This is a genomic window from Stenotrophomonas sp. 86156_Sma (genome assembly GCF_056481625.1).
Window position 1 is genome coordinate 2,468,372 of sequence record NZ_CM151157.1, and the last position, 13,165, is coordinate 2,481,536.

The window sequence follows — 13,165 nt, forward strand, 5'->3', positions numbered from 1 at the left end:
ATCGGGAACATCTGCGCCCGCTGGCCGAGCGCATGCGCCCACGCACCCTCGACGAGATGGTCGGGCAGAAGCGCCTGCTGGCGCCGGACAGCGCGCTGCGTCGCGCAGTCGAATCCGGGCGCGTGCATTCGATGATCCTGTGGGGGCCGCCGGGCTGCGGCAAGACCACGCTGGCGCTGCTGCTGGCCGAGTATTCCGACGCCGAGTTCCGTGCGATCTCCGCCGTGCTGTCCGGCCTGCCGGAAGTGCGCCAGGTGCTGGCCGAGGCGGCGCAACGGTTCGCCGAAGGCCGGCGCACCGTGTTGTTCGTCGATGAGGTGCATCGCTTCAACAAGGCGCAGCAGGATGCGTTCCTGCCGCACATCGAGCGCGGCACCATCCTGTTCGTCGGTGCCACCACCGAGAACCCGTCGTTCGAACTGAACTCGGCGCTGCTGTCGCGTTGCCGCGTGCACGTGCTGGAAGGCGTTTCGCCCACAGACATCGTTGAGGCGCTGGAGCGTGCGCTGGGTGACCGCGAACGCGGCCTGGGTGAAGAGCACATCGAGGTCGCTCCCGAGCTGCTGCTGGAAATCGCCACCGCCGCCGACGGCGACGTGCGCCGTGCGCTGACCCTGCTGGAGATCGCCGCTGAGCTGGCGGGCGGGGAGGATGGGCGCATCACGCCGCAGACCCTGACCCAGGTGCTGGCCGATCGTACCCGCCGCTTCGACAAGGGCGGCGAGCAGTTCTACGACCAGATCTCGGCGCTGCACAAATCCGTGCGCAGCTCCAACCCGGACGCCGCGCTGTACTGGCTGACCCGCATGCTCGATGGTGGCTGCGATCCGTCGTACCTGGCGCGTCGGCTGACCCGCATGGCCATCGAGGATATCGGCCTGGCCGACCCGCGTGCGCAGAGCATGGCGCTGGAAGCGTGGGACATCTATGAGCGGCTGGGCAGTCCGGAGGGAGAGCTCGCGTTCGCCCAGCTGGTGCTTTATCTGGCCAGCACGGCGAAGTCGAATGCCGGCTATGCGGCCTTCAACCAGGCCAAGTCCGATGTGCGCGAGAGCGGCACAGAAGAAGTGCCGCTGCACCTGCGCAATGCGCCGACCAAGCTGATGAAGGAACTGGGCTACGGCGCCGAGTACCAGTATGACCACGATGCGGAGGGTGGCATCGCGCTCGACCAGACCGGTTTCCCGGATGCGATGGGCGAACGGGTGTACTACAACCCGGTGCCGCGCGGGCTGGAAATCAAGTTGAAGGAAAAGCTGGATCGTTTGCGCGCCGAGCGCGAGGCTGCGCGCGCCGCGAAGGGCCGCTGACCCGGTTCATGTAGAGTCGAGCCATGCTCGACTTCGCTCTTGCACGGGCTACGGGTGCCTTCTGGAACAGCAGTCGAGCATGGCTCGACTCTACAGGGGGCAATGGCAGCCGAGCGTGGTTCGTTGCAACATTGTCCGTAGCGCGTGCATTTGGCACACTGCGCGGCTTCTCTTTCAAGGATCGATGCCGTGCAGGAAATGATTCTGCCGTTGAAGCGCTACGCCCAGTTCGAGGGCCGCGCCAACCGCCGCGAGTACTGGATGTACCAGCTGTTCCTGTTCCTGGTCGCAACGGCAGTGATGCTGCTGGCCGGCGTGCTGGCGATCCTCCTGCGCAACAGTCCCGATGCACTGGCCGGCATCCTGATCGGCATGGTGGTGCTGCTGGGCGTGATGTGGCTGGCCACGATCGTGCCGCTGATTGCCGTGACCGTGCGCCGCCTGCATGACTGCAACCAGTCGGGCTGGCTGTTCCTGCTGGCGCTGGTGCCGGGCGGTGGCATTGTGATCATGATCTTCTCGCTGCTGCCGGGCACGCCGCAGGAGAACGTGTACGGACCGGTGCCCACGGGGCCGTGAGGCTGCGGGAGTCGAGCATGGCTCGACTCTACCAGGGCAATGAACTGAAGCCGGCGTTTCGCCGGCTTCGTCATTTCCATGGGGGTGCCGGTTGCGCGAGGCAGGATACCGGAGGGGGCTGACGGCCTATGCAGCGCGTGCCGTTATAGGCAAGCCCAGCAGACTGTCGTGGATGATGCCCCATTGCGGGTATTGGCTATCGTGCAGCTTGACGTCAACAAAGCCGGCTTCCCCCAGCAATCGCACCAGGTGAGGATACGAATAGATCCTCAGTTCCAAAGTTGAGCCGTCACCACCATGGAAGGACAGGTCAGAGAATCGTTGCTCCCTGCCATCGCTGGTGATGTTGACAAGAACCCGATCCGCACCTTTGCCCTCGATCCGGTAGTCGTTGAGCTCAGGGAAGTGCTCAATCGTGACCTCGTGAAATCCATAGGGAACGGTGAGCACAAGCAGCCCGCCCGGCTTCAGCAATGCACGCAGGTTTCCGAGCGTGCGCTCGCAGGGCCCATCCACGTGTTCCAGCACATCTGAGCTGACAACAAAGTCATATTTTCCCAGGTAGTGTGCGGCTGGGTGACGGATGTCCAGCATGGGGCGCTTGTGGAAGTAGGTATTGATGTAATCGAACTTGCGCCGCAGGGCATTAGTGTAGATATGGGCGTCGGTCATGCCGATTCCCTTGATCTGTCCGCGCCTGGGGATCCGCTCAAGCACGCGGATCTCCCGCGCTTGGTCCATCTCCGACTGCAGGGCTGCCATGAGGGCACGGAAGCGCAGAGTGGATCCGCAGCCAATACAGCTGCGGGCTTCCCTTTCGGCGATGGCTTCGCGGGATGCTCGCAGGCGGAAACCGCAGATGTTGCACGCGGGCCTCTCGGTGGTCGGGATGCTCACGGGGAAGACGTGTGGGCGAATCGTGTCGAGCCCTTTTCGGGCAAGGCTGCGGCAAATGGCGTACACGCTATGACAGTCCCTGTTCTTGTTGATACCGCTTAGCTTGCCGTATGGCCGTGGCGCGAATCCAGCCTGCCCATTGCCTCGTTTCGTGCCGAAGGCCCTCATGCGCGCGTGATACACAGTGTGACGTTCGATCGATGTGATAATCATTCGCGTTTAAGGTAGACTGCGGTCCCTTGTGAACCGGCGGCCGTGAGCCGCTTCTGCCGCCGCTGATGAAGCATTTCGTCCCGCCTTCGCGCCGTGGTCCACTGGCCCGCGGCCTGGTCGCCTTGATGATGGGTCTGCTCCTGGCCACCCCGTACGCCCATGCCCAGCAGCGCAATCCGCTGCAGAAGATCGGCCACACCGTGCTCGACGAGCCGGCGGCGAGCTATCGCTTCGAGCAGTTCGTGGTGGACAGCCCTGACCAGCAACGCCGCTGGCGGGTGAATGTGGCGATCCCGGCCAAGGCCGGCAAGGTGCCGCTGCCGGTGTTGTACGCGCTGGATGGCAATGCGGTGGCGATGGTGCTGGATCAGCCGTTGCTGGCCGAGCTGGCGGCACGCAAGGCGCCGCCGGTACTGGTGCTGATCGGTTACGACAACGACCTGCGCATCGATTCCAAGGCGCGCACCCGCGACTACACCGCGTGGATCGACCGCGCCGACGACGAGAGCGGTACGACCCAGGCGGTTGGCGGTGGTGCTGCCGCGTTCCTGGATGTGATCGAACGCCGCATCAAGCCGGAAGTCGAGCGCCGCGCACGCATTGATACGCAGCAGCAAGCACTCTGGGGCCACTCACTGGGTGGGTTGTTCGTGCTCAATGCGCTGTACACCCGTCCCGCCGCCTTTCAGTCCTATCTGGCGGCCAGTCCGTCGCTGTGGTGGAGCCAGGGCGCGGCGCTGGGTGATCCGGAACAGCAGTTCGTGCAGAACGTGCATGGCCAGCCAGCAAAGCTCTGGCTGATGCTGGGCGGTGCCGAGCGTGTTGGTGATCGCGGCAAGCGCGACATGAACAATCCGCGCGTGGTCGCACACCTGCGCCGCATCGGTGGTGCCACCCCGGATGCGGCGATGCAGCTGTCCGAGCGGTTGGGCAAGGTGCCGGGCATGCGCGTGCAGTACCGCGAGTTCCCCGGCCTCGGCCATGGCCCGATGCTGCCCGCGTCGTTCCACGCTGCGCTGCACGAGCTGTATGGCGTGACCGACCGCAGCGCCGGTGACGGCGCGCCCAACGGTGGTGACAACGCCGCCGAATGAATCCCTTCGCATGCCAAGGCATGCGACCCCACTACCCAGGCGAGGCTGCCGATGTGCAGCGGCCCAGGCAACCGATGAATCCCGCGTCACGTGGCGCGGCCTACGTGTGCAAGGAGCCTTCCATGTCGTTCCGTCCGTCTTTCCGTCTCACCTCTCTCGCCGCTGGCCTGTTGCTGGTCGTGACCGCCACCGCACAGCCGGTGTTCGATCAGCCGGCCAACGCCACCTTCAAGGGCGAGGTCGTCTCGCGCGGTGAGAACGTGGTTCCCGGCAGCACTGCCGACGTGGTCGGTCGCGGTTTCGTGCCGGGCCAGAAAGTCAGCCTGCTGCGTGGCGACAGCGTGCTCAACACGCAGCCGCTGGTGGTCGATGCCGATGGCAACTTCAAGACCCAGCTGAGCATTCCGGCCGATGCCGTGCCTGGTACCCACCCGGTGGTGGTGCGCGCCAGCCAGCCGGCTGCAGCCACCGTGCTGAAGCTGCGCGTCTCGCCGCAGCTGCCGCTGTCCGGCCAGGCGCAGTTCGCCACCCAGTCCAACAAGCTGGTGCCGGGCCTGTATCAGTCCGCCTACAGCGCCGCCAGCAACGCGCTATTCGTTACCTCGGCCGTGGGCCGCCCGCCGGTGACCCAGTCGCAGCTGCTGAAGCTGGACCCGAAGTCGCTGAAGGTGACCAAGGCGATCACCCCGGCGCAGGTGCCGGGCAGCACCAACGGTGCGCTGTACGCGGTCTACGGCGTCGGCGTGGATGACACCAACGGCAACGTGTGGGTCACCAACACCCGCCAGAACTCCATCGCGGTCTACCGCCAGAAGGACCTGTCGCTGGTCCACCAGTTCCCGGTCGATGCCGTGCCGCACGCGCGCGACGTGGTGGTTGATGGCACCCACGGCAAGGTGTTCGCCTCGGCCACGGGCGAGGACCACCTGTCGGTGTTCGACGCCAAGACTCTCAAGGAGCTGCCGGCGGTGATGCTGGAGTCCGGCGTGGACGACGGTAAGTTCACTCCGATGAGCCTGGTGCTGGACGAGAAGGGCGGCAAGCTGTTCACCGTCAGCATCGGCACCCCGGAAGCGGCAGTGATCGACGTGGCCAGCGGCAAGGTCGAGAAGGTCATCGACCTGGGCAACTCGATCAGTGCCTCGGGCGTGGCCTTCGACGCAGCGCGCAACCGCCTGTATGTGGCCTCGCAGGGCACCGACAACCTGCTGATCGTCGATGTGGCCGCCGGCAAGGTGCTGCACGATGTGCCGGTCGGCGCCGGCGCGCTGAACGTCGCCTTCGATGATGCGTCCGGCCTGGCATACGTCAGCAACCGTGGCGCTGGCACGGTCACCGTGGTGAACGGTGACGGCAAGGTGGTCGCCAACCTCGACGGCGGCACGCTGCCGAACCACGTCCGTGCCGATGGCAAGGGCAACGTGTTCGCGGTGAACAAGTCGCGTGGCGCCGAAGACCCGAAGGGTGACCGCATCACCCGCATCACCCCGAAGCAGTAAGTCACACGGCAGGGCGGCGTGCGCGTCGCCCCGCCAGCAAGGAGAACGAGCATGAACATCGCGTCCCGTCTGCGCCTGTGTGCGCTTCCGTTGGCTGTCTCGCTGGCACTGGCTGCCTGTGGCGGTTCATCGACGCCCTCGGACACTGGCAAGCTGGCTGAGCCTGCCGCCGCGACCGCGGCTGGCGAAGCCGCGTTGCCGGCTGGCTGGCAGCGCGTGGCCGGCACCGATATGCCGGCCGTGCGCGACCAGAAGGCCGTGCTGCCGGCCAAGGTGCATTCCGATGACGGCGCCGACGTCGAGGTGGCCGATACCAGCCGCATCATTGCCGGTGGTGACGACGTGATCGCGGTGATCGAGGCGCTGGGACTGGACAAGCAGGTGTTCGCCGCGCCGACCAATACCACCACCCAGGCTGGCCTGGCTGCCCCGCACCAGTTCCTGTTCAATCGCACCACGGGCGTGGAGGGCGTGCTGAGCCTGCAGGGCTCGCTGTTCCTCGGCAACAGCCTGCGCCGCCACACCGAGCTGGCGAAGAAGCTGCGTGAGGTGGGCGAACCGGCGGTGGTCATCGATGACCTGCAGCCGGCGCCGGACAAGGTGCGCAAGGTCGCCGCCGCACTAGGGCTGGCCGAGGCAGGGCAGACGCTTGCCACGCAGGTGCAGCGCCAGCTCGATGAGGCTGCAGCGATTGGCAAGGGCCTGGGCCATGCGCCACGACTGATCCACGTGTCGGCCACCGGCGCCGGTGGCTCACCCACCGTTGCGGGTGCCGACAGTGCGTCGGCGCAGCTGATCGCACTGGCCGGTGGCGTCAACATCGGCACCGAAGCGGGAGTGAAGAACTACTCGCAGCTGAGCAATGAGGGCGTGGTCGCGGCGGCACCGGAAGTGATCTTGGTGACCGAGCATGACCTGCAGCTGTTCGGCGGTGCCGAGGGCCTGTGGAAGGCGTACCCGACGCTGAAGCAGACCCCGGCCGGGCAGGCCAATCGGGTCTGGGTGATGCCGGATGTGCAGCTGAAGTACACCAGTGTCGGTTCCGGTGCTGGTGCGCTGGCGCTGGCCAAGGCCCTGGCGGCGTTGCCGAAGGCATGAGTCCGGCGGATCGGCGCCGCCGTCGCGGGCGGACGATGTTGCTGGTGGCGTTGCTGGCACTGCTGGGGGCAGTGCTGGCCTCGTTCGCCGTGGGTCCGTTGCGGCTGCCGCCGATGGAGGTGATGCAGGCGTTGGCGGTGAAGCTGGGTCTGCTCGATCCACAGGCGGTCAGCAGCCGCGACCTCGCCGTGGTCTGGCAGCTGCGTATTCCGCGTGCTCTGTTGGGCGCGATGGTCGGTGCGTCGCTGGCGATGGCCGGTGCCAGCCTACAGGGCCTGTTCGGCAATCCGCTGGCCGATCCCGGCATTGTCGGTGTCAGCCAAGGTGCCGCACTGGGTGCAGTTGCCGCCATCGTGCTGGGTGCTGCGGGCGCGGCCGGTTGGCTGGTGCCGGTGGCCGCGTTCGCTGGCGGCGCACTGGCCATCGGCCTGACCTACGCGTTGGCCCGGCCCGGCAAGGGTACGGGCAACGCCACGCTGCTGCTGGTCGGCATCGCGATGGCGGCGTTCTGCTCGGCGTTGATCGGTTTCCTTACATATATCGCCAGCGAAAGCGAGCTGCAGTCGCTGGTGTTCTGGCAGATGGGCTCGCTGGCGCGCGCCAACTGGGCCGATGTGGCGGCCGTGGTGCCGTTGTTTGCCATCGGCGTGTTTGCGTTGCAGCGGTTGGCCACGCCGCTGGACATGCTGGCGCTGGGCGAACGCCAGGCACAGCACCTCGGGCTGGATGTGACCCGCACGCGGCGTCGTCTGGTGGCGTTCAGTGCGCTGCTGGTGGGCGCAGCGGTGGCGTTTGCCGGTTCGATCAGTTTCGTCGGCCTGGTGGTGCCGCACGTAGCGCGCCTGCTGGTCGGTCCGGGCCATCGCTGGCTGCTGCCGTTGTCCGGCCTGCTGGGCGCACTGCTGATCGTGGTGGCCGACACCGCCGCACGCACGCTTGATCCACCCGCGGAGATTCCGCTGGGCTTGTTCTCGGCCGCGCTGGGCGCACCGTTCTTCCTCTGGCTGGTGCTGCAGCAGCGCCGCAAGGCGGCCCCATGAGCGCGCTGCTGAAGCTGCACGAGGTGGTGGTGCGCCGCCAGCAGCGCGAGATCCTGCATGGCATCTCGCTGGCGTTCGAGCCGGGCACGGTGACCGCCCTGGTTGGCCCGAACGGCGCGGGCAAATCCACGCTGTTGGCGGTGGCTGCCGGTGACCTGCGTGCCGACGCAGGCGAAGTAAGTCTGCTCGGCAAGCCGTTGGCCGGTTACAAGGCCGGGCCACTGGCGCGCGAGCGTGCGGTGATGCCGCAGGAGCATGGCGTGCGCTTTGCCTTCAGTGTGGAAGAAGTGGTGGCGATGGGGCGGCTCCCACATCCGCCGGATCCAGCCGTGGATGACGCCCAGGTGGAAGCTGCCATCGATGCTGCCGAACTGCAGGCGCTGCGCCTGCGTGAGGTGCAGCAGCTGTCCGGCGGCGAGTCCGCCCGGACCACGTTCGCGCGCGTGCTGGCGCAGGACACGCCGCTGCTGCTGCTGGATGAGCCGACCGCAGCGCTGGATCTGCGTCACCAGGAACGCACGCTGCGCAGTGTGCGCGCCTGTGCCGAGGCCGGTGCGTGCGTGATCGTGGTGCTGCACGATCTGAATCTGGCCGCGGGCTATGCCGACCGCATCGTGCTGCTGGAGCAGGGCAGGGTGGCAGCCGATGGCACGCCGTTGCAGGTGCTGACCGAGGACAACCTGCACCGCGTGTACCAGCAGGATGTTGTGGTGCTGGAGCACCCGCGGCGCGGGGTGCCGCTGGTGGTGGTCACGTGACGGTGTGAGGGCGTCGCGCTGGGCGCTTCTGACCGCGGCATCAGGCCCCTCAATGGCGCGGCGGCAGCGGATCCCGTATGCTCCGGCAGAACCAGGGGGCAAGCACGATGAAAGGGATTTCGTGGGTGGTCGCGGCAGCGCTCGCGACGGTGCTGGGTGGGTGCGCGACGCTGAAGGCACGACCGGATGTTCCACTGGCCGCGGACGAGGGCTACGTGGTGATGTCGGTGAACTGCGCCACCAGCAACATCAGGCTGATCACGATCTTTGCCAGCGGCACGCGGTCGACGTCGCCGTTGGCTGACCTGCGCGGCGAATTCGAGTTCGGCTGTAGGGCCGGTCTGGCCGCCATCCGCGCCAAGGCCGGGCGCCACTATGTCGGCTACCTGACCGAACATGGTTATGGATACGTCGGGGCGGTGCCCGAAGACGAAGCGCTGACTTTCGACGTGCGCGCAGGCGAAATGACCTACATCGGTGAGGTTGTGGTGTCTGGACTGTTCGACCGCCTGCACTCAAGGCCGACCTGGATCTCGGTACGCGATCGCGAAGCGGAGTCGTTACGGCTGTTGCAGCAGACGCAGCCCTGGCTGCTGGAACGCCATCCCTTCCACACCCGGCTGGCGACACCAGCGCCGGGCGCGCCGAGCGCCGAAGTGCTCGCCGAGCAGTTCCGCAGCTGCACGCCGGCGTGCGACAGCATCCTGGCCCTGCCGCTGTTCATCCGCTGAGCGGGAGGTTTCCAATGAAGTGGATCTGCATGTGCTGACTGATGGGTCGCGCCATCCGGACGCTGTATCATTCGGCGCCAGTTACATTCAATGGACTGATTCAATGTTGCCCTCCGCTTCAGGTGTTTCGCGGACGTTGCTGATCGCATCGGCATTTTTCTCTGCATTTGCCGCCAATGCGGCGTCGACATCTCCAGTTTCGCTGACCGACGCGGCCGAGAACGCCTCGCTGATCGAGACTCTGCATTCCAGTAGCGACGGTGCTGCAGTGACATGGATGAAGACGCAGTACTTCGCCAACGAGGAAATGTCGGTGAGCTGGGACGACCAGCAGGTGCTGGTGCTGTGCAGTGAAGCGGCGTACCTGCAGATTCCTGCCGCCAAGCTCAAGGCCGGAGCGTTGACCTCCGAGCAGCGGCAGATGATCGTCTATCAGGCACTGATGTCAGGCCTTGGGGTTGTCGCGGGCGTCGTCGGGCCGGCAGGCGAGGTGGTGGCCGTGGCTGATGACGGTAGCGAGACTCGCAGCGTTGGCGAAAACAGGTGGGCGTATGGCGTCGAGCGCTACGACGTCATCACCCAGCGGCTCCCTGATGGTGCGCTTCGGGTACGAACCCGCAAGACGGAAACCGTGAATACCACGCCGCCGGCCGGTCCGGACGACAGGTTCAGTACCGAAGACGACCAGGCGGCGCGACTGTCGGAGCTGGCGCCGGTCGGCAGCTGGACCGAGGTGGTGGTCCATGGCGGCCCGCGCCAGGCGCAGGTGGATCCGGCGATGTCGTTGAAGGGATGGATCTCGATGGGGGACGACCAGGCTGCGACCGTGGCTGAGGCGCGCAAGCTGCACGACTGCAAGTAAGGCGGGGCAGGGGTCAGAGCCCTTTGCATTGGGCAAAGGGATCTGACCCCGGTCATTGCCGGCCTCATCGTTCTATTCATGCGCGTAATATTCACTTGCGCGCCAGATTGGCAGGTCTAGAATGCGCCCCATGAACCGGATGCCGCTCCTGAAGTTTTTCACCCTGACCCGCGCAAGCGCGGAACGGGCGTGTCTGCCTGGAGCCCCACGAGGCCGTTGAGACGGCCATCGCTGGACCTTCGACAGAGCGCCCTCCGGGGCGCTCTTTTCGTTTCTGATTTCCCGTAAGTCGACCAACAGTCGACTCTACCCAGTCGGCCCTACCCAGTACCCAAGGAGAACGTGCCATGCACCAGATCGCCGAGACCGAACGCTAGCCGCGCACCCTGTCGCCAACCGGGGTGCGCGGCCCCCGAAGTTGGCTTTGCAGGAACCTTTCTCATGAACACCCAAGTCCTTTCCCGCCGTCGCAACCTTGGCATCATTGCCCACATCGATGCCGGCAAGACCACGCTGACCGAACGCCTGCTGTGGAAAAGCGGTGAGATCCATCGCGTCGGCGAAGTGCACGATGGCAACGCGACCACCGATTTCTCGGCGATCGAACGCGAACGTGGCATCACCATCGGCGCTGCTGCCGTACAGGCGCAGTGGGCGCCGCGCGATCTGCCGCCGCATCGGCTGACCCTGATCGACACTCCCGGCCACATCGACTTCGCCATTGAAGTCGAGCGTTCGCTGCGCGTGCTCGACGGCGCCGTGGCCGTGTTCTCGGCGGTGGACGGCGTGCAGCCGCAGTCGGAGACGGTGTGGCGCCAGGCGCGTCGCCATCGCGTGCCGCTGATCGCGTTCGTCAACAAGATGGATCGCGTCGGCGCCTCGTTCGAGCGCGTGCTGGAGCAGCTGCAGGACAAGCTGAGGGCGCGGCCGTGGGCGCTCGGTGTGCCACTGGGCAGCGAAAGCGACTTCAACGGCTGGGTCGACCTGGTCGATGAGCGCGTGCTGCACTGGCAGGATGGTGCCGTAACCACGGTGACCCCCTGGGACGACGCGGCGCGCACCCTGTGGCAGCCGCAGCGCGACGCACTGGTCGAGGCCGTGGCCGACCACGACGAACTGCTGGCTGATGCCTGGCTGGAGGGTCGCGTGATCGATGCCGAACAGCTGCGCGCGGCGATCCGACGGGCGACGCTGGCCGGTGCGGGCGTGCCGGTACTGGCCGGTGCGGCCTTCAAGGACAAGGGCATCGAGACGCTGCTGGATGCGGTGGTCGATTACCTGCCGTCGCCGCTGGATCGGCCTGCCGTGACCGCCGAAAGCGAGAGCGGCGAGGTGGTGCTGCCGCCGGATCCAGACGGTCCGCTGGCGGGCCTGCTGTTCAAGATCACCCACCAGCAGCACGGCGCATTGAGCTTCGTGCGGCTGTACTCGGGCACCTTGAAGGTCGGTGATGCCGTGGCCAGTTCGCAGCATCCGCAGGGTCGACGTGTCAGTCGCCTGGTGCGGGTGCAGGCCGACCAGACCCACGACATCGAACAGGCCGTGGCCGGTGACATCGTCGCGGTGCTGGGCTGGAAGGACGCGGTCAGCGGTGAAACGCTGAGTGGCCGTGCGCAGCCGCTGCGCCTGGAGAACATCCAGGCACAGGCGCCAGTGCTGGCCTGGCGGCTGGAGCCGGCGCGTGCGGCCGACCTGATCCGGATGGCGCAGGGTCTGGCCAGCCTGGCCCAGGAAGATCCCTCGTTCCGCGTCGAAACCGATCGCGACACGGCGGAGACCCTGGTCTGGGGCATGGGCGAGCTGCACCTGGAGGTGATGGTCGAGCGCCTGCGCAGCGAGTGGAAGGTCGAGGTGGGCGTAGGTTCGCCGCGCGTGGCCTACCAGGAGACACCGCTGCGTGCGATGGCCGGCGTGGTGGGGCGGCTGGTCAAGCAGACCGGTGGCCAGGGCCAGTTCGCGCACGTGGTGCTGGATGTATCGCCGCGCGAGGACGACCAGGTCGTGTTCAACGACCGCATCGTCGGTGGCGTGGTGCCGCGCAGCTTCATCGCCGCGGTGGAAAAGGGCGTGCGTGCCGCGCTGTCGGAAGGTCCGCAGGGCCATCCGGTGGTCGGTATCGAGGTCAGTCTTGTCGATGGCCAGACCCATGCCAAGGACTCGTCGGAGATGGCGTTCCACCGTGCCGGTGCCGAGGCGATCAAGGTGGCGCTGGTGGAGGGCGGTACGCAGCTGCTGGAGCCGGTGATGGCGGTGACGGTGCATTCGCCGTCAGCGTCGGTGGGTGACGTGGTTGGCGACCTCAACCGCCGCCACGGCCGTATTGCCCGCATCGAGGACCAGGACGGTCGTGCCGAGGTCAGTGGTTTCGCACCGCTGGCGCAGCTGGTGGGGTACACCACCTCGCTGCGGTCTCTCAGCCAGGGGCGGGCCAGCAGTGAGGCGCACCTGCATGGTTACGAGCCGGTACGCGCTGCATGAGGAAAGGCGAGGGGAGCCCGTGAGCGGGCTCCCTTTTTTTGTCGTCGGGAGCGCCCATCCACGCATGGCGTGGATCTACCGGGTGATCGGGTTGCAGGCCCTGCAGTAGATCCACGCCATGCGTGGATGAATTCGCATCGACACCGGGATAATGCACTGCATCGCAACAAAACTGCAGAAAAAGCTGGATTAAAGTGATGCCTCACGATAAATTGCGCACCCCCCGTTGCTCGCCGCCGCCCGCACCCTTCTCATGCGTGATGACAAAGACCCCGGAACCCTGGAGCTGACCCTGCCGCGAAAGCGCGGTCGTCCGCCCAAGTTCGGGTACGCAATGAGTGACGCGCAGCGCGCAGCGCGCTACCGCGCGCGCCGGGCCGGGCAGGCCAACCACGCCGATGTGCGCTCCTGCTCGGACATGGTGCTGCTGGACAAGATCCGCGCTGCGGTGAGCGCGCGCGACACCGAGCTGGCCGGGTTCCTGGTCCACGTCCTCTGGCAGCGCTACCCCCTGCAGTTGAAATAGGCCGTCGGTGGGGTGGCCGTTGTCATCGAGCTTGTTGATAATGCGGGATTCAGGTTGTTCCCGCTGGCGCGCCCGGGATG

12 protein-coding genes are annotated in these 13,165 nt (G+C 66.4%); 11 read left to right on the top strand and 1 reads right to left on the bottom strand.

The features are described 5' to 3' along the window. Positions 1 to 32: 32 nt before the first annotated feature. The gene (locus tag ACZK33_RS11570) at positions 33 to 1,310 is read left to right on the top strand and encodes a replication-associated recombination protein A (protein ID WP_423174095.1); all 1,278 of its coding nucleotides are present in this window, start codon (positions 33 to 35) and stop codon (positions 1,308 to 1,310) included. A 189-nt stretch (positions 1,311 to 1,499) separates the two neighbouring features. Next, positions 1,500 to 1,889: a DUF805 domain-containing protein gene (locus ACZK33_RS11575; protein ID WP_058982716.1), complete on the top strand. Its 390-nt coding sequence runs from the start codon at positions 1,500 to 1,502 to the stop codon at positions 1,887 to 1,889. Positions 1,890 to 2,015: 126 nt separating this feature from the next. On the opposite strand, the gene ACZK33_RS11580 is transcribed toward ACZK33_RS11575, so the two are convergent. Beyond that, positions 2,016 to 2,786 carry a class I SAM-dependent methyltransferase gene (locus tag ACZK33_RS11580; protein WP_182267782.1) on the bottom strand — a complete coding sequence of 257 codons (771 nt, stop codon included), beginning with the start codon at positions 2,784 to 2,786 and terminating at the stop codon, positions 2,016 to 2,018. Between the two features lie 278 nt (positions 2,787 to 3,064). On the opposite strand from ACZK33_RS11580, the gene ACZK33_RS11585 reads away from it, so the two are divergent. The 9 genes from ACZK33_RS11585 to ACZK33_RS11625 all read left to right on the top strand — a co-directional run bounded on the left by ACZK33_RS11585 (position 3,065) and on the right by ACZK33_RS11625 (position 13,085). Beyond that, on the top strand, positions 3,065 to 4,093 hold the full coding sequence (locus ACZK33_RS11585) for an alpha/beta hydrolase (protein ID WP_423174096.1): 1,029 nt from the start codon (positions 3,065 to 3,067) through the stop codon (positions 4,091 to 4,093). 122 nt (positions 4,094 to 4,215) lie between these two features. Further along, entirely contained in the window at positions 4,216 to 5,592 is a 1,377-nt protein-coding gene (locus tag ACZK33_RS11590) for a YncE family protein (protein ID WP_423174097.1), read from the top strand. Positions 5,593 to 5,643: 51 nt separating this feature from the next. Beyond that, positions 5,644 to 6,690 (top strand): heme/hemin ABC transporter substrate-binding protein, encoded by a 1,047-nt coding sequence (locus ACZK33_RS11595; RefSeq protein ID WP_100434612.1) that lies wholly within the window; start codon positions 5,644 to 5,646, stop codon positions 6,688 to 6,690. After that, complete coding sequence (locus ACZK33_RS11600; RefSeq protein ID WP_012511012.1) at positions 6,687 to 7,730, top strand: FecCD family ABC transporter permease; 1,044 nt, start codon at positions 6,687 to 6,689, stop codon at positions 7,728 to 7,730. The genes ACZK33_RS11595 and ACZK33_RS11600 overlap by 4 nt, the downstream gene beginning before the upstream one ends. Then, positions 7,727 to 8,488 carry a heme ABC transporter ATP-binding protein gene (locus ACZK33_RS11605; RefSeq protein ID WP_423174098.1) on the top strand — a complete coding sequence of 254 codons (762 nt, stop codon included), beginning with the start codon at positions 7,727 to 7,729 and terminating at the stop codon, positions 8,486 to 8,488. Before ACZK33_RS11600 ends, ACZK33_RS11605 begins: the two co-directional genes overlap by 4 nt. A 107-nt stretch (positions 8,489 to 8,595) precedes the next feature. Next, positions 8,596 to 9,219 carry a hypothetical protein gene (locus ACZK33_RS11610; protein ID WP_423174099.1) on the top strand — a complete coding sequence of 208 codons (624 nt, stop codon included), beginning with the start codon at positions 8,596 to 8,598 and terminating at the stop codon, positions 9,217 to 9,219. Positions 9,220 to 9,322: 103 nt separating this feature from the next. Next, positions 9,323 to 10,081 carry a hypothetical protein gene (locus ACZK33_RS11615; protein WP_313215791.1) on the top strand — a complete coding sequence of 253 codons (759 nt, stop codon included), beginning with the start codon at positions 9,323 to 9,325 and terminating at the stop codon, positions 10,079 to 10,081. Between the two features lie 441 nt (positions 10,082 to 10,522). After that, positions 10,523 to 12,559: an elongation factor G gene (fusA, locus tag ACZK33_RS11620; protein ID WP_423174100.1), complete on the top strand. Its 2,037-nt coding sequence runs from the start codon at positions 10,523 to 10,525 to the stop codon at positions 12,557 to 12,559. A gap of 253 nt (positions 12,560 to 12,812) precedes the next feature. Then, positions 12,813 to 13,085, top strand: a complete 273-nt coding sequence (locus ACZK33_RS11625) for a hypothetical protein (RefSeq protein ID WP_005409616.1) — start codon at positions 12,813 to 12,815, stop codon at positions 13,083 to 13,085. The last annotated feature ends 80 nt before the right edge of the window (positions 13,086 to 13,165 follow it).